The following is a 16030-nucleotide window of genomic DNA, read 5'->3' on the forward strand; positions in this document are numbered from 1 at the left end:
TAGATACAATCTAATCGAAGACTCATCTAAGACATCAACCCAGTTCACCCGCACCCCCTAACCGAATGTCGGACTCACTCACCCAAACCGCCAGCCCTTCCATCACCCTTAACGTTGCCCCTGCCCAAACCTTGCGGGGCGAGAATATCTTGCCCGAAGCCGCCCAACGCATCGCCCAACTGGGACAGCGGCCGTTCTTAGTGGCCGGCGATCGCACCCTCGATCTCGCCACACAACAGATCCAACCCCACCTCACTCAAAACCAGCTTACCCCATCGACCCACTCCTACGGTCGCGACTGCGATGAAGCAGACCTCGATCGCCTCAAAAGCGCCCTCCACCAACATCAAGCCGATGTCGTGATTGGCATTGGCGGCGGCAAAGCCCTCGACACCGCCAAACTCCTCGCCTATCGCTGCCAAGTTCCCGTCGTCACCATTCCCACCTCAGCCGCCACCTGTGCCGCCTGGACAGCCCTCTCCAACGTCTACACCCCCGACGGGGCCTTTCGCTACGATGTCCCCCTTCCCGTCTGCCCCAACCTCCTCGTCCTCGACTACGCCCTCATTCGCACCGCCCCCCGACGCACCCTCGTCGCCGGCATTGGCGACGCCCTCGCCAAATGGTACGAAGCCTCCGTCAGTAGCGGCAGTTCCGACCAAACCCTCATTGTCGCCGCCGTACAACAGGCCCGTGTCTTACGAGACCTACTCCTGCAAAAATCCGCCGCCGCCCTCGCCGAACCCGGTAGCCCCGTCTGGCGGGAAGTCGTCGATGCCAGCGTTCTCCTGGCCGGCGTCATTGGCGGCTTAGGCGGCGCCCAATGTCGCACCGTCGCCGCCCATGCCGTCCACAACGCCCTCACCCATCTAAGCGACTGCCACCATACCATTCACGGTGAAAAAGTCGCCTATGGCATTCTCGTTCAACTGCGACTCGAAGAAATTGTCCAACATAACCAACTGGCTGCCACCGCCCGTCAGCAATTGTTGACCTTTTACCGAGAGATTGGCCTCCCCCAAACCCTGGCGGATTTAGGCTTAGGGGAGATTTCCCTAGGCCAACTCCAGCAGGCCGCCGAATTTGCCTGTGGTCCCAACTCCGACATTCATCATCTGCCCTTCCCCGTCGAACCCGCCCAAGTGATGGCGGCCATGGTGTCCACCACCGTCGGCTATTCTCTAGGGGTCACCCCTGACGCTTCAGTGGTCAGCCATAACTCCTAAAACCTGATAGAGTAAAAGGTCTGTGTCTTCCTCCCTCGAACTCAATGGTACTGGATTGGATTAGCCCTGCGGAGCGGGTGCAAGCATTACCCCCCTATGTTTTTGCGCGTCTCGATGAGTTGAAAGCCCGTGCGCGAGAACAGGGTTTGGATTTGATTGATTTGGGGATGGGCAACCCCGACGGGGCCACCCCCCAACCGGTGATTGACTCAGCCATCCAAGCCCTGCAAAATCCAGCCAATCACGGCTATCCGCCCTTTGAAGGAACCGGCAGTTTCCGCCAAACCATCACGGACTGGTATTACCGCCGCTATAGCGTCAAACTCGATCCGGATGGGGAGGCGTTGCCCTTATTGGGATCGAAAGAGGGATTATCCCATTTGGCGTTAGCCTATCTCAATCCCGGCGATTTAGTCTTAGTTCCCAGTCCCGCCTATCCGGCCCATTTTCGCGGGCCGTTGATTGCGGGGGCTAAGGTGCATTCGATTCCCCTCTCAGCGGAGAATGACTGGCTGATTGATTTGAGTCAGATTCCCGACGAGGTGGCGGACTCGGCGAAAATGCTCTATTTCAACTATCCCAATAATCCTACAGGGGCAACGGCACCGAGGGAGTTTTTTGAGGAGATTGTGGCCTTTGCCCGCCGTCACTCAATTTTGTTGGTTCATGACTTATGTTACGCCGAGTTAGCGTTTGACGGCTATCAGCCAACGAGTTTATTGGAGATTGAGGGGGCCAAGGAGATTGGCGTGGAGTTCCACACCCTCTCGAAGACCTATAATATGGCCGGTTGGCGCGTGGGCTTTGTGGTGGGGAACCGCCATGTGATTCAAGGCTTGCGAACCCTAAAGACGAATTTGGATTATGGGATTTTCTCGGCGTTGCAATGTGCGGCGGAGACGGCGTTACAGTTGCCGGAAGTCTATTTGGAACAGGTGCAGCAACGTTACAGCAGCCGCCGCGACTTCTTGATTGAGGGGTTAGGGCGTTTGGGCTGGACGGTCCGCAAACCCTTAGCCACCATGTATTTATGGGTGGAATGTCCCCCTGGGATGGGGTCAACAGATTTTGCCCTAACGGTGTTGCAACAGACGGGGGTGGTGGTGACGCCGGGAAATGCGTTTGGGAAAGGCGGTGAGGGCTATGTGCGCGTTAGTTTGATTGCAGAGTGCGATCGCCTCCAGACGGCATTAGATCGCCTAGAAGCCGCCGGAATCCGTTATGAGTCTTAATAATATCTCTAATATCTCGTGATGAGGCTCCAGCCTCGTCACGTGTAGCGGGAGGCTCTGCCTCCTGTCATCTCTCGCGACGACGTCCTATCGAGTTAGGATAAGATAAGCTCAAGCAATCGGTCAGACATTGTATCACGGATTGGGTTGACAGGAGAAAGGCTGACAATCCTGAGTACATGCTGGATAAAACACTAGCTCATCAATTGAAATAAAAAATCCATGTCTAATCCCCAAAAAATTATATACAATTACACCGTTATTTTTGAACAAGAGCAAGACGGTGGGTATCATGTCTTCTGTCCCATCTTAAAAGGCTGTCATAGCCAAGGCGATCATTTTGAGGAAGCATTGGCGAACATAAGCGAAGCGATAGAATTGTATCTTGAGAGTCTTTTAGCCGATCAAGGCAGTTGCTAAAAACCGGGAGGGCCTGATGTACACTCAGCCGACAATCTTACCCCTCGAAAATGGCGATCGCCTGACACGCCAAGAGTTCGAGCGTCGTTACGAAGCCATGCCGGATCTAAAAAAGGCTGAACTCATAGAAGGGATTGTTTATATGGGTTCCCCAGTACGAGCCAGTCACGCTGTCGCTCATGGTCACATCATCGGCTGGCTATGGAGTTATGCTATCGAAGTCCCCGGTGTGCAAGTTGCCGATAATGCCACTCTCAGACTCGATCGCGACAACGAACCTCAACCCGATGCCTTACTGAGATGGGAAACGAGCGGTCGTTCCCATCTCGGAGAGGATGGCTACCTCGAAGGATCTCCCGAACTGATTGTCGAAATCGCCGCCAGTAGTGCCTCCTACGACCTCCGGCAAAAATTGCAAGTCTATCGCCGCAATGAAGTCCAGGAATATCTCGTCTGGCAAGTCTATGACCGTCGTCTCGATTGGTTTCGTTGGCATGAGGGAACCTACCAACCTTTAGCCGCCGATGACCAGGGAATCCTTCGTAGCGAGGTCTTTCCCGGCTTGTGGCTGGCCGTCGATGCCCTCTTAGACGGGGATTTGAGAACCGTAAAAGAGGTGTTAAAGTTAGGATTAGCCCAAAAAAGCGCCTGAACTCCCGATGTCCACATCTCCCTTAAGCTGGTCAGAACTGGAAAACTTCACCGATACTCCCCCCGATTTGGTGAACGGACCCACGAACCCCCAGGCCCGACTACGACTGTTTGGCCAGGATGAAGCGGCGGTACAAGTCACCCTCTATCGGGATCATCATGCTTGGTGTCCCTATTGTCAAAAAGTTTGGTTGTGGTTGGAAGAGAAACAAATCCCCTACCGCATCGAAAAAGTGACCATGTTCTGTTATGGCCAGAAAGAACGTTGGTATAAGCAAAAAGTCCCCTCGGGGATGCTGCCAGCGGTGGAACTTAAGGGTCAGTTGATTACGGAAAGTGATGATATTTTACTCGCGTTAGAAGAGGAATTTGGCCCGCTAGGGTTTTCGATGCGCGATCGCCAGGTTTTACCCCTACGACAATTAGAACGAGTGCTATTTCGCGCCTGGTGTATGTGGCTCTGTCGCCCCAGTTTATCGGAGCGTCAGGAACGTAACGCCCGTGAACAGTTTATCGAGGTGGTTCAGGAGGTAGAAGCGGCTCTGGCTGCAACACCTGGCCCCTACTTTTTGCCGGAATTTAGTACCGCTGATGTGGTCTTTACGCCCTATGTGGAACGGATGAATGCCAGTCTGTTTTACTACAAAGGCTATTCGTTGCGGGAAGAAAATCCTCGCCTCTCGGACTGGTTTGATGGCCTAGAAAGCCGTTCAACCTATCGGGGAACTCAGAGCGATTTCCATACCCATGTCCATGATTTACCGCCCCAAATGGGGGGCTGTTGGGCGAATAATAACTCACAAACAGAACTGAATCAAATTCGCGTCGATCGCGGTTCCTGGTTTGAGCTTCCCGATGCCACCTATCCAGAACCGCAAAACTCTTATTCTGAGGCCTTGCGGCGAGTGCTGAAACATCGCCGGAACCTGATTCGCGTCAATCCCGCCCCAGATGAGCTGTTTGAGACGGCCCTGCGTTGTGCGTTGACGAATTTGATGGTTGGGGAAGATTGTCCACCGCCAGCGGGGAGTGAGGTGGGGTTACGCTATCTGCGCGATCGCATTAGTGTCCCCCGCGATATGTCGATTTATGCAGCGAAGCGGCTGCGTCAATCCTTGGAAGCCACCGCCGCTTTGGTGGGACCGGCTCAAGGTCCAAAAATTCCCGTCCGACATCGCCGCGACCAAGATCCGGCGAACTTTGCGGCGGAATAATTCGCCTAAATAATTGACCCAAAACCCTCACGTAAAAGCTCCTGGGATGGTTAGAAGCCCCGTCTCTTCAGAGCGGGGAGGAAAACCGACTCAAGCGGCTTTAGCCGCCCGCAACCTTCAGAGTGCATAGGCATAACCGTCCCTCTTATGAATTGATTGACAGTATTTGTGGCTGATCCCAGCCACCTTACCAATCTTGGTTGCTATGTCGAAGCTGCCAGAGGCACGGCAAAGAACTCGTCCTAAGTAGGAGCCAATCTTCTTGAGCGCCGTGACATTTGCAACAATGATGTCACCAGTCTGGAAACCCTTGTGTATCTGTACTCTTGACCGATGGCGAAAGGGAAACCCATATTTATTAGTGCCGCACATCTTACGTGTCCCATGCCCAGTTGCTTTAATCAACAAAGGCTGAGTCGTGAGAATTTCTAGCCGATTGACCATTCCCACACAGGCAGCATCCAGCCAATGAGTTTTAGGCAGATTGAGCCGAGTTCGGTTGTATTTGGTTTGCCCCCCTGAGCCAGTGCTAACAGGTAGACCTGTTTCTTTTAGTGCATTGAATAACGCCCATCGGGTAGAGTTGACCGCAGCCGCGTCCTTAAGTGGTGCTTTTGCCTGTGCCAAAATGCGCTTCAGTCGGTCAGACTTGCCTGATAAAAACTCTTGGACAGGCAGATTACTCTTTGCCTTGTTGCACGGTTCGCAAGCTAGCGTCAGGTTAGACACCCGATCAGAACCGCCTTTCGAGCGAGGTTGAATATGCTCTATCTGCAACGGTGTGTTTTTCGCCTTGCAGTAGGCGCACTTGCGTCCCCACTTCTCTAGCAGGTATTCCCTGACCTCATAGCCTGCCAAAGTACCCTGCTGGTATTCAGTGCCGCTAATCTCAGGGTTCTGAATTACCTGAGTATCAAACCGGACTAACTCTTGTGAGATACCCGCAACGGGAGCATAACGGCATAGCCGATTAACCCATGTCAGGGTAGTTTTGACCCGATGCATTAGAGAAGGCGCTAACCATCCTTCAGCACGGGTGCGGTTGAGAAACCGAGGCGCACGATAGCGGGTTTTGCGATTGCGCCTCCCCCTCCGCAGTTGGCTACGACTTAGCAAAGCATTTTTGATGGCTTGCCCTCGGTGGGTAAGCTCTGCCGCCCAAACGACCCTTGAACCATTTAGAATGGCTAGCCCAGTGGTCTTCGAGCCTGGATCAATCTTTAACTGTAGAGGTTTAATTTCAGATTCTGCCTCCTGTTTCAATATGATGGTGAAAGGATATCGGCGGAACACCGCAGCCTTTCCCTGACTTAGCAAACACCGAGCCTCTCCCGGATGTACCGGATTGAGCATTTGCTTATTAGTGTCTAAAACAAACACAAAGTTGGACATTGAAATCTCCGTAGAACGGGTAATGGTTTCCTCGCCAATGTTTTCAAGGCTTGTTGAGCTAACGGCACTGTCTACATCCCAGCTTCAACTGTTTAACCGTTAACGACAGAGCCACAAACTGGAAAGCATTTGTAGGTGTCATGACCTCAAAAACGTAGCCAGTTAAGGCTTAGGCTGGTCAGCTAACCAAAGCTAGAGGCATGAAGCCCCGTCACTTCAGTGCGGGGTGCTGACCTAATGCTGTAATAGTTTGACGGGTTGAGACTTGAGAAAAAGTTGTCAAAACTTGACCTTTAGGACTGTCTTTGCAAAATAAATTAGCTTCGGCGTTGCGTCGGTTAACTAACCCCTGAAAGACTTTACCACCGGCTTTAACATACAAGCCAAAAACTCGCTGGACTTCTGCGGTATCACTCCATTGATTGGGAGTTTGCAAGAGTCGAGTCATCGACTCAAATCCAGGGTTAGCAAAGAAACGCGCTCCTAAGTTATAAGCAAAGGATAAAACGGCGGCTTGCTGATGGGGATTCATCTGCTCCCAGGTGGGAATTTGACGCAGACTGGGTAGAAAATCCTGTTCAATTAGATGGAGCAGTAATTGTTCTGCTTCGGCTTCACTGTTGAGTTTATCTTCCTCTTTGACCTTAGATCCATCTCGGTAAAAGGTGCATCCATAGCCAATTGTCGGAACGCCAACCACATCCTCGTAAGCCTTTAGCTCACAGCCTTCAAACTCTTTAATTAATGTGACATCCATTACTCTCCTGCCAGTCGATTGTGTGACAATGTTCACCCACAATGCTAGCCAGGTATTTTGGATTGGTCAGGAGTTCTTTAAGAAAGTTTACTCGAACAATTGTGATTGTTTTCTCTAATCTTGTCTTTTATTTACCAAACGACAGTGGGGAACCGGAGATTCTCTCAAAACTCATGGGTCTTCTGGATCTAGGGTGGAATTTGTTGCATGGTATACCAAATTGTAGGGCGAAAAATCCCCTCCTGGGAGGGGTAGGGGTGGGTTATGCCCCTACAGCAACGGATGTAATCTGCCATAAATTCTCCTGATCACCCTAAACCCAGAAGACCCAAACTCATTGAGTTTCGGGAACTTCATCAAGTTTTGTTGTTAAGGAACTCGACGGCCACTCCCAAGAGCATTTCCTAAGTTGGTGAGAGCTTCTCCGTAGCCGGGATCGATCGCGATCGCCTGTCGCCAAGCCGCCACAGCCCGGTCCACATAACCCATCGCAAACAACAACTCACCCAAACCGTTATAAATCTCAGGGGAATTCGGCTCTAAGGCCAAGGCGGCTTGGTAGGAAACATTAGCCCGTTCATACTGTTGTCGTTGGGCGAGTAAGTCCCCCATGCGAGCATGAGCTAAACCAAAATTAGGGTCGGCATTGAGGGCATTTTGAAAGGCACGAATGGCCTCGGGAAACTTAAACTCACGAGTCGCATAAACATTACCCACCCCAAAATAGGCTCGGGCCAACTCCCGCGACGAGGGGCGAGACTGGGCCTGATATAAGTCAATGGCCCGTAAAAACATCTCCAGAGCCTCCCGTTCCTGACCCAGAGCTAAATAGGCATCTCCTAAACTGCGAAAAGCATCGGCTGAGTCAGGATTGAGGGCGATCGCCTCCTCCAACAACGGCAACGCTCCCGCCGCATCCCCCGTCTCTAGTCGGGCAAACCCTTGATAATATCTGACCCGAGCATTATCGCCAGTGCGTTCACCCGCCTGTTCCAGAAAAACTAACGCTTCCCGAGTCCGTCCTAAACGCATTAGCGTCTCCCCCATGGCTCCATAAGCCCCCTCAAACTCGGGATCGAGGTCAAGAGTCCGTTGTAGGGGAACCAACGCCTCCTCGGGGCGATTAAGGCGGAGTAGCGTTTCAGCAAGGGCATAATGACCGGGGGCGAATTGAGGCGCGGCGGTGACGGACTGTTGAAAACGGCTCAACGCCTCGGGTAAGCGTCCCTGACGCGAGCGAATCAGACCGATATTGTAATACGCCGCCCCTAACCCCGGCTGGAGGGCGATCGCCCGCTCATACACCTCAATGGCCGCCTCTAGCCGTCCCAAAGAGCGATAGGCCACCCCTAAATTATTCAACGCCTCAGCATAGCGGGGGCGCAACTCCAACGCCCGCTCATAAGCCTCAATGGCTTCAGCTGCCTCACCTTGGCCCTGTAACGCTCGTCCTAGATTATTCCAAGCCTCATGATCAGCCCCGTCAAACTCCACCACCTCCCGGAATGCGGCTTCGGCCTGGTCAAAGCGATTCTCATTGAGAAAACGCAACCCTTCTTGAAAGACAAACCCCGTGCTGCCAAAGGCTTGAGCCAGTCGAGGCGGTGGGGTGGCCGTAGCCTCAACCTTAAGGACCCCACAAACCCCTAACGCGACCATGACTCCAACGGCAAACCGTGACAGTCCTGTGTGATTCATCATTGCCTCTTCCCCTAGTGCCTAATCCCGGCCATGGCCGAGGGTCAACCCTGCTCTCGAAGTATACCTCGACCTCCCGTGACGGTCTCAGGTCAAGAAATGCTCATTAACCATCCCCACCCAGCGTAACGACAAACGCCATAATTCCCATGATTAGAGAACCTCACCGGCTCAGTCCCCAGCGGCGATCGCCCCGAGACGACTGGCACAAGCGTTTGCATCCCTGGCCAACTTTGTAATACGCTAGAGATACCTTAGCCTTGGGCCAGCTCTGCCTAAAGTCCCGTTCTAGACCCGCCTCAAGACGACGGCTATCCTACCTATTCTGTTTCGGCTCTCCTCACTGTCGCCATCGATTCTGAGAGATAGATTATATTAATGAGGTATACAAAAGTTCATAATTGCTGCCATCGGGTTTCAGCCCCTGAACTGACATCCAGAAAACTGACATCCAGAAACCGGCATTCTACGGCCCAACCCTTTAACCTAAAGATACGGTTGTCCTTCCCCCTGCCCCTTATACATCGATTTGACACAAAAGCTCATGTTTGAACATTTTACAGACAAAGCCATCCGAGTCGTCATGTTGGCTCAAGAAGAAGCCCGCCGGCTCAAACACAACATGGTGGGGACTGAGCAGATTTTGCTAGGTCTCGTTGGTGAGGGAAGCAGTATCGCCGCCAATGTCCTGAGTAAGTTTAGCGTCACCCGTGACGGTGCGCGCCGAGAAGTTGAACAACTCATTGGTCGCGGTTCCGGCTTCACATCCGCCGAAATCCCCTTCACCCCGAAAGCTAAACGGGTGTTTGAATATGCCGTCGAAGAAGCTCGGCAACTCGGTCATAACTATATCGCCCCCGAACATATCCTGTTAGGGCTAACTCGGGATGAAGAAGGGGTTGCGGCGACGGTGCTGCATAATCTGGGAGTCGATCTCGGAGATATTCGCACTCAGGTGATGAAACAACTCGGAGAAGTGGCCGGCGTTGCACCAGGAGGACAGCCGTCGAGTAAGAGCGGGAAGATGGCCACCCTCGAAGAATTTGGCACCAACTTAACGCAACTGGCCGCCGAAGGAAAACTAGACCCCGTGGTGGGACGCGATCGCGAAACCGAGCGTCTCGTGCAAATCCTGGGCCGCCGCACCAAAAACAATCCCATCCTCGTCGGTGAACCGGGTATCGGTAAAACCGCCATCGCCGAAGGCTTAGCACAACGGATTGTCACCAATGCGGTTCCTGAACTCTTAGAAAACAAACAAGTCATCGCCATTGATATGGGGATGCTCGTGGCCGGAACCCGCTTCCGGGGCGAGTTTGAAGAACGGCTCAAAAATATCATCGAAGAAGTCCGCAGCAACGCCAATGTCGTCCTCGTGATTGATGAAATTCATACCTTGGTGGGTGCAGGCGCTCTAGAAGGGGGTCTCGATGCGGCGAATATCCTCAAACCCGCTCTGGCTCGCGGCGAACTGCAATGTATCGGGGCCACCACCCTCGATGAGTTCCGTAAGCATATCGAGCGAGATGCTGCCCTAGAACGGCGTTTCCAGCCGATTATGGTCGGGGAGCCGACGGTGCAGGAAACCATCGAGATTCTCTTTGGCTTGCGCGATCGCTACGAGCAACATCACCAGCTCACCATCGCCGATGAAGCCTTAGAAGCCGCCGCCGAACTCTCCGATCGCTACATTAACGATCGCTTCCTCCCCGACAAAGCCATCGATCTGATCGATGAAGCCGGATCTCGGGTGCATATTGAGCATTTCAAAGCCTCTCCCGCCTCCCGAGAACTCAAACGGGAACTGGCTCAGGTGATTAAAGACAAAGACAACGCCGTCACCGAACAGGACTTTGAGAAAGCCAGTCAACTGCGCGATCTCGAACTCGAAACCCGCGCCAAAATCGACCAACTCTCCATCGAACGCCAACAAACCCCCCAAGGTGCGCCGATGGTCACCGAAGAAAACATCGCCGAGATTGTCTCAAGCTGGACTGGGGTTCCGGTGACGAAACTCGAAGAGACCGAGTCCGAGAAACTGCTACACCTCGAAGATACCTTGCACCAACGTCTGATTGGTCAAGAAGAGGCCGTTCGCGCTGTATCCCGTGCGGTGCGTCGCGCTCGGGTGGGCCTGAAAAATCCCCATCGTCCCATCGCCAGCTTCATCTTCTCCGGACCGACTGGGGTCGGTAAAACCGAACTCACCAAAGCCTTGGCGGCTTACTTCTTCGGTGCTGAAGAGTCCATGATTCGCCTCGATATGTCCGAGTTTATGGAACGCCATACGGTGTCGAAGCTGATTGGTTCGCCTCCGGGATTTGTCGGGTATGACGAAGGGGGACAACTCACCGAAGCCGTGCGTCGTCGTCCTTATGCGGTGATTCTCTTCGATGAGATTGAGAAGGCTCACCCCGATGTCTTTAACCTGTTGCTGCAAATCCTCGAAGACGGTCGTTTAACCGATTCCAAGGGTCGCGTGGTGGACTTCAAGAACACCTTGCTGATTATGACCTCCAACATCGGCTCTCGCGTCATCGAGAAAGGTGGCGGTGGCCTCGGCTTTGAAATCGCTGGCGATGAAACCGATGCTCAGTACAACCGCATCCGTAACCTCGTGAATGAAGAACTGAAACAGTACTTCCGGCCTGAGTTCCTCAACCGCTTGGATGACATCATCGTCTTTAGCCAACTCAACCGCGAAGAAATCAAGCAAATCGCCGATATCGAGTTGAAACGAGTCTTCGATCGCCTGGTGGAAAAAGACATCCGTCTGCAAGCCACCGAAGCCTTCAAGAACCGTTTGGCTGATGAAGGCTATGACCCCGCCTACGGTGCGCGTCCCCTACGTCGGGCGATTATGCGCCTCCTCGAAGATGTCTTGGCTGAGAAGATGCTCTCAGGTGAAATCCAAGACGGCGATCGCGCCATCATTGACCTCGACGATGATGGACAGGTGATTATCTCCAAGGACAACGTGGAACTGCGTTTCCCGGAATTGGTGTCCACCCAGTAACCGGATTGGGGTAAATTACCCCTTGACATTTGCCTCACAATGTGATAGGTGGCACAACGGCGATGAGTTACGACTCGTCGCCGTTTTCATCACCCTGTTCAGTGTTGGGGGAGTCTGGGGAAACGTCGGGGAGCGTCGCCTCGTTGACAAACTCCGCCGCTTCAGGTTCCGGCGGGCGATCGCTACTCCAGGCCCACCAAACACAGCCACAGGAGCAGTGATAGAACTCTTGCCATTTCCGGGTATAGTCGGCAGTATAGACGGGCGCACGTCGGTTTAGCCAAACTTTCTCGGCTTGACGGCTACTGGCTCCACATTGAGGACAGCGGAAGTCAAAGGCGTGAACCGCCGGTTGGGTCCAGTCGGGAGCAATTGGCGCAAAGGCATCCATAGGAGAGAATAAGCTAAACAGGGAATCCATCCCCCATTGTGGCAAGCTCCCGCTGACCCTGCAATCACGATTCTTGCAACCTCCTATCTCGCAACCTTTCATGAATCCAGCCATCGAGACTCATCGCCTCCTTGATTTAATGCCCGCCTCCGGGCGTATGTTCGCCAAAATTGTCAGTCAACCGAGTTTGTCTAAGGTGATTGACACGCCGTTTCCAGTGCCTTGGAAGCGCGATCGCCTGATTTTGATTAATTTTGACAATTGGCAAGAATTGAGCCAGCCTCAGCGGGATTTATTGCTGTTACGAACCGTCTCTTGGCAGTTGGAGATTCGCTGGTTTAAGCTAGATGTCTATCAAGGACTGGGATTAGCTGGGATTGTGGCCACGGCCGTTGAGGTGGCTCAAGCCGATGCAGTGGGGATAGTCGCAGCGGGAAGTTTGACGGCGATCGCCCTCAATCAGATTTGGCGACAGAACCAATCCACCGCCTCGGAACTGGCCGCCGATGAAGCGGCGATCGCCGTGGCCCAACGTCGCGGCTATGATGAAGTCGAAGCCACTAAAGCCTTAGTCTCGGCCATTAAGGCTGTCGTCGAACTCGAAGGACGACCTGGGTTATCCTTTACAGAGTTAGTTCGCTGTCAAAATTTACGGGCCATGGCCGGCGTCTCAGGCGTCACGGTTCCTGAAAGCCTCCGTCAAGACCGGTGACATGCTCCCGACCCTAACGCTTCGCGTAGAGGGCGGGCTTCTCCAGTCTTTCGACCTTCGCGTTTTATAGTGAGCCGATGCCCCAGGCCCACTTTTTTGATGAGTACCCCAGAGTTAACGTCTCGCGGCATAGAGGCTCCACAATGGGGGCAGCTATGCCAGCGGTCGGATAGCTCTTTCGGGACTCGGTTCAGGCAAATTGCACAATGTTGGGACGTGCCAGCGGGATTTACCTTCACAACCAACCGCCCAGCTTTTGCAGCTTTGTACGGAAGGATTTCGTTCAGGAACCCAGCTATCCCGGCATCAGCAAAACTTTTATTCAGTCCCGACTTAGCCGCTTGCCCGTTAGGGAGGAATGTTCCATCCTCACCCTGTTTTGGCTTATTGCGTCGGGCCATATTGGAAACTTTCAAATCTTCGACAAAGATGACATCAGCCTTGTCGACTAGCTCTTGAGCGGTTTCAAAATGCCACTGCCTACGCTGCCTCGCAATGCGTTGATGCAGCTTGGCAATTTTGGCATTGAGCTTTCGCCGCGCCTTCGATCCCTTGGGCCTCAGTTCCCGCTTTGCCTGAAGCTTAGCCAGCCTCTTTTCAGCGTGGCGGTAGAACTTGGGTGGCGTCTTTGTGGTGCCGTCTGAGCAAGCGACGAAATACTCCAATCCAGCATCTACGCCCAGGCTGTTGGCCTCTGTCGGGACAACCTCAGGCAGTGGGGTTTCTGGTACCGACTTATCCTCTAGGGAGAACGTGATGTACCAGCCATCGGCCTTGAGGGAGATTGCCGCTGTCTTGAGTGCAAACCCTTCAGGCAATGGCCTATGGCGGATGAACTTCACCGCCCCAATCTTAGGCAGGTTGACTCGATTGACGTCAATCCAGTCGTGGCTTGCCTGGGGATAGGTGAACGTGCGATAGCGGTGCTTTCCTTTGAATCGGGGCTTCCCGCTATGTTTGCCCGAGCTATCACCCTTGATAAATCGCTTAAAGGCCAGGTTGACCCGCTTCACCATGTCTTGAAGAACCTGGGAATGGATCTTTTTGTACCAAGGCCGCTCACCCTTTAGCGGCACCAATGACCGCTTCTGGCCGTAGTAGTCGGGCTGCTCCCGTTGCTCGGCAATGCTTGCCACCAGTGGGCAAGCGTTCACTGGACAACGGTTCATTTCCCACCAATCGAAGCGATCTGCCAGCAGCCAGTTGTACTGGTGCCGCAACATATCGAGCCAGCGACTCATTTGACATCGCTGTTCGTAGGTTGGTTGAAGTCGGTATTGGTAGGCTGTTCGCATAGAATTAAGTGTAGTATATTTTAAGCACACTGATTAATGAAGGATGACTTTGTTTCAAGCGGGCGCTCGGTTTCAGACCTTAAGGCTCACCTGGTGCTGACCACAAAATACCGCTGCAAGGTGTTCACCGCCGAGATGTTGGGGCGGCTGACAGAAATCGTTGGCGACCTGTGTGAAAAATGGGATTGCAAACTGATAGAGGTCAACGGCGAGGCCGACCACATCCACATCCTGTTTCAGTACTACCCTCAGATGGCGCTGCCCAAGTTCGTCAACAATTTGAAGTCTGTATCTAGTCGCAGACTGAGGGCTGAGTTTGCAGAGCGCGTGAACAAGTTCTACTGGAGGTCAGTACTCTGGAATGAGTCGTATTTCATCGCTAGTTGTGGAGGGGTCACGGTGTCAGTTTTGAAGCGGTACATTGAACAGCAGGATTCCCCTGATTCGGGCACTTCGGGGGCTAAGTCCTTTGGACAGGCTTCGCCAACGAACCCCCCCAGCGCCCCTGGCTCTCATCCCGAAGCTCCCCTGTGCCTCCGGCAGGCTTCGCCAACGGAAAAGCGCGGGGCTTCGGGCCGATTAGCTATAGCCGTCCTAAACACGCTAGGATCAAGGGTAGCTACCGATTGGTTCGAGCGCATCCGTCCTTTGCACTTAAAATTTCGATGGATAATAACAATCTACTTACCCAACTGCTCATGATTGGCGTGGGAACCACGTCCCTCGTTGCAGAGAAAATTAAAGAGGTCAGCGATCGCTGGGTTAAAGAAGGCAAAATCGATTCTGATGATGCTAAATCGATGATCGACGACTTTATGACCCAGTTTAAGTCAGAACAGGGCAACCTCGAAAAACAACTCGATCGCCAACTTCGCAACGCCATGCAAGATTTGGGGGTTCCCCGTCAAGCAGAGATGGATGAGTTGCGAGGACGACTCGATCGCCTGGAACGACAAGTTCGCGATCTTGAAAATAAAAATTGGCGGTAAGCTAACCTAGAAGATTGCCTGATGCAATCGGATTCAAGTCATTGGGCAAGTCAAGTGTAATATAAGGAGGACTACCTTGCGACCTATTTTAATTAGTTTGAGCGTTGTCGTGGTCTGTGCTGTGGCGATTTTGTTTACCCTGATTAATGCACAGAATCAAACAGCTCTCGCGGCGAATCTGCAGGCCGAAGAACAGCAAGCCGAGCAAGCCGCAGCGGCCAAACCCGCCAAACCCAGCAGCGACAACCCCAGTCTCTTTGCACAAGCACCGGCGGAGACTGAAACCTCAGAACCCGTGGCTGATGAGAATGGTGTCTATACCACCGCATCCGGGTTGAAGTATGAAAAACTCGAAAGCGGTGACGGCGCACAGCCGCAAACGGGCCAAACGGCGATGGTTCACTATACCGGGATGCTCGAAGATGGAACCGTCTTTGATAGTTCCCGTGAGCGCAATCGTCCCTTTAGTTTCCGTATTGGTGTCGGCCAAGTGATTCGTGGCTGGGATGAAGGCGTGGGAATGATGCACGTCGGCGATCGCTGGAAGCTCATTATTCCCCCGGAACTCGGCTATGGTGAACGGGGTGCAGGTGGTGTGATTCCCCCCAATGCAACCCTCATCTTTGATGTGGAATTGCTGCGAATTTCTTAAATAGGCGGCTAGGTTCATCTCGATTTTAGGCTGGTTTCGCTGTCTCGAAGTCAGCGTGAACTACCGCTATTGAATCAAAGATTACAATAGCGGCTTCCTACCCAACAGATTGCCCAACCGTAGATTTCTTACGTCCTCTACGGTTGGGTCTTACATCTGGACAATAGGCTTTGCCCCGCGTCCCGCAGGTGAGGGGCTGTCCCTGGAGGTTTCCTCCAGGGTTTATACGCCCCGTCAAGAGTCGTAGTCCCTCTTCTCTGAGGTTGATAGCCGCATTGAGATCTCGATCATGACTCGTCCCACAGTGAGAACAAGTCCAATTTCTGACATCTAGTGACAGACTATCGATTTGATTCAAGCAAACGTTGCAGGTTTTAGAAGAGGG

Annotated in this window: 15 protein-coding genes and 1 pseudogene; 10 read left to right on the plus strand and 6 right to left on the minus strand. The window is 53.0% G+C overall.

Translation table 11 applies throughout. The features are described 5' to 3' along the window. Window positions 1-65 precede the first annotated feature (65 nt). From R6U67_RS05335 to R6U67_RS05355, 5 genes are all read left to right on the plus strand, one after another. Window positions 66-1226 (plus strand): iron-containing alcohol dehydrogenase family protein, encoded by a 1161-nt coding sequence (locus R6U67_RS05335; RefSeq protein WP_410251587.1) that lies wholly within the window; start codon window positions 66-68, stop codon window positions 1224-1226. A 44-nt stretch (window positions 1227-1270) separates the two neighbouring features. After that, the gene (locus tag R6U67_RS05340; RefSeq protein ID WP_410251588.1) at window positions 1271-2458 is read left to right on the plus strand and encodes an aspartate aminotransferase; all 1188 of its coding nucleotides are present in this window, start codon (window positions 1271-1273) and stop codon (window positions 2456-2458) included. A 222-nt stretch (window positions 2459-2680) separates the two neighbouring features. Next, window positions 2681-2878, plus strand: a complete 198-nt coding sequence (locus R6U67_RS05345; RefSeq protein WP_410251589.1) for a type II toxin-antitoxin system HicB family antitoxin — start codon at window positions 2681-2683, stop codon at window positions 2876-2878. 16 nt (window positions 2879-2894) lie between these two features. After that, entirely contained in the window at window positions 2895-3530 is a 636-nt protein-coding gene (locus R6U67_RS05350) for a Uma2 family endonuclease (RefSeq protein ID WP_410251590.1), read from the plus strand. Between the two features lie 7 nt (window positions 3531-3537). Beyond that, window positions 3538-4743, plus strand: a complete 1206-nt coding sequence (locus R6U67_RS05355) for a glutathione S-transferase family protein (RefSeq protein WP_410251591.1) — start codon at window positions 3538-3540, stop codon at window positions 4741-4743. Between the two features lie 117 nt (window positions 4744-4860). On the opposite strand, the gene iscB is transcribed toward R6U67_RS05355, so the two are convergent. The 3 genes from iscB to R6U67_RS05370 form a co-directional block, all read right to left on the minus strand. Then, window positions 4861-6135, minus strand: coding sequence for an RNA-guided endonuclease IscB (iscB, locus tag R6U67_RS05360; RefSeq protein ID WP_410251592.1), 1275 nt, complete (start codon window positions 6133-6135; stop codon window positions 4861-4863). Window positions 6136-6346: 211 nt separating this feature from the next. Then, window positions 6347-6892 (minus strand): lysozyme, encoded by a 546-nt coding sequence (locus R6U67_RS05365; RefSeq protein ID WP_410251593.1) that lies wholly within the window; start codon window positions 6890-6892, stop codon window positions 6347-6349. Window positions 6893-7261: 369 nt separating this feature from the next. Next, window positions 7262-8593 carry a tetratricopeptide repeat protein gene (locus R6U67_RS05370; RefSeq protein WP_410251594.1) on the minus strand — a complete coding sequence of 444 codons (1332 nt, stop codon included), beginning with the start codon at window positions 8591-8593 and terminating at the stop codon, window positions 7262-7264. 541 nt (window positions 8594-9134) lie between these two features. Between R6U67_RS05370 and R6U67_RS05375 the strand changes: the two genes are divergently transcribed. Further along, window positions 9135-11606: an ATP-dependent Clp protease ATP-binding subunit gene (locus tag R6U67_RS05375; RefSeq protein WP_410251595.1), complete on the plus strand. Its 2472-nt coding sequence runs from the start codon at window positions 9135-9137 to the stop codon at window positions 11604-11606. 67 nt (window positions 11607-11673) lie between these two features. Here R6U67_RS05375 and R6U67_RS05380 read toward each other — a convergent pair whose 3' ends face one another. Further along, window positions 11674-11997 carry a hypothetical protein gene (locus R6U67_RS05380; RefSeq protein WP_410251596.1) on the minus strand — a complete coding sequence of 108 codons (324 nt, stop codon included), beginning with the start codon at window positions 11995-11997 and terminating at the stop codon, window positions 11674-11676. Between the two features lie 100 nt (window positions 11998-12097). On the opposite strand from R6U67_RS05380, the gene R6U67_RS05385 reads away from it, so the two are divergent. Continuing rightward, complete coding sequence (locus tag R6U67_RS05385) at window positions 12098-12709, plus strand: DUF3318 domain-containing protein (protein ID WP_410251597.1); 612 nt, start codon at window positions 12098-12100, stop codon at window positions 12707-12709. Here R6U67_RS05385 and R6U67_RS05390 read toward each other — a convergent pair. Next, a complete protein-coding gene (locus R6U67_RS05390) occupies window positions 12697-14004 on the minus strand; it encodes an RNA-guided endonuclease InsQ/TnpB family protein (RefSeq protein WP_410251598.1) in 1308 nt (435 codons plus the stop codon). The genes R6U67_RS05385 and R6U67_RS05390 overlap by 13 nt on opposite strands. Window positions 14005-14040: 36 nt before the next feature. Between R6U67_RS05390 and tnpA the strand changes: the two are divergent. The 3 genes and pseudogenes from tnpA to R6U67_RS05405 form a co-directional block, all read left to right on the plus strand. After that, a pseudogene (gene tnpA, locus R6U67_RS05395) lies at window positions 14041-14451 on the plus strand (IS200/IS605 family transposase); the annotation flags it as partial. Window positions 14452-14669: 218 nt separating this feature from the next. Continuing rightward, complete coding sequence (locus R6U67_RS05400) at window positions 14670-14993, plus strand: phasin family protein (RefSeq protein ID WP_087709709.1); 324 nt, start codon at window positions 14670-14672, stop codon at window positions 14991-14993. Window positions 14994-15069: 76 nt separating this feature from the next. Continuing rightward, complete coding sequence (locus R6U67_RS05405) at window positions 15070-15645, plus strand: FKBP-type peptidyl-prolyl cis-trans isomerase (protein ID WP_410251599.1); 576 nt, start codon at window positions 15070-15072, stop codon at window positions 15643-15645. Window positions 15646-15742: 97 nt separating this feature from the next. Here the strand turns inward: R6U67_RS05405 and R6U67_RS05410 are convergent, their stop codons facing one another. Next, window positions 15743-16003, minus strand: coding sequence for a zinc ribbon domain-containing protein (locus tag R6U67_RS05410; RefSeq protein ID WP_410251600.1), 261 nt, complete (start codon window positions 16001-16003; stop codon window positions 15743-15745). Window positions 16004-16030 lie beyond the last annotated feature (27 nt).

The sequence above is a fragment of the Sodalinema sp. genome (assembly GCF_046483825.1).
Classification (GTDB): Bacteria; Cyanobacteriota; Cyanobacteriia; order Cyanobacteriales; family Geitlerinemataceae; genus Sodalinema.

Bases quoted from the DNA above. Each gene is read 5' to 3' on its own strand.
- R6U67_RS05335 (WP_410251587.1), top strand. From the start codon at position 66: ATGTCGGACTCACTCACCCAAACCGCCAGCCCTTCCATCACCCTTAAC.
- R6U67_RS05340 (WP_410251588.1), top strand. From the start codon at position 1,271: ATGGTACTGGATTGGATTAGCCCTGCGGAGCGGGTGCAAGCATTACCC.
- R6U67_RS05345 (WP_410251589.1), top strand. From the start codon at position 2,681: ATGTCTAATCCCCAAAAAATTATATACAATTACACCGTTATTTTTGAA.
- R6U67_RS05350 (WP_410251590.1), top strand. From the start codon at position 2,895: ATGTACACTCAGCCGACAATCTTACCCCTCGAAAATGGCGATCGCCTG.
- R6U67_RS05355 (WP_410251591.1), top strand. From the start codon at position 3,538: ATGTCCACATCTCCCTTAAGCTGGTCAGAACTGGAAAACTTCACCGAT.
- iscB (WP_410251592.1), bottom strand. From the start codon at position 6,135: ATGTCCAACTTTGTGTTTGTTTTAGACACTAATAAGCAAATGCTCAAT.
- R6U67_RS05365 (WP_410251593.1), bottom strand. From the start codon at position 6,892: ATGGATGTCACATTAATTAAAGAGTTTGAAGGCTGTGAGCTAAAGGCT.
- R6U67_RS05370 (WP_410251594.1), bottom strand. From the start codon at position 8,593: ATGATGAATCACACAGGACTGTCACGGTTTGCCGTTGGAGTCATGGTC.
- R6U67_RS05375 (WP_410251595.1), top strand. From the start codon at position 9,135: ATGTTTGAACATTTTACAGACAAAGCCATCCGAGTCGTCATGTTGGCT.
- R6U67_RS05380 (WP_410251596.1), bottom strand. From the start codon at position 11,997: ATGGATGCCTTTGCGCCAATTGCTCCCGACTGGACCCAACCGGCGGTT.
- R6U67_RS05385 (WP_410251597.1), top strand. From the start codon at position 12,098: ATGAATCCAGCCATCGAGACTCATCGCCTCCTTGATTTAATGCCCGCC.
- R6U67_RS05390 (WP_410251598.1), bottom strand. From the start codon at position 14,004: ATGCGAACAGCCTACCAATACCGACTTCAACCAACCTACGAACAGCGA.
- R6U67_RS05400 (WP_087709709.1), top strand. From the start codon at position 14,670: ATGGATAATAACAATCTACTTACCCAACTGCTCATGATTGGCGTGGGA.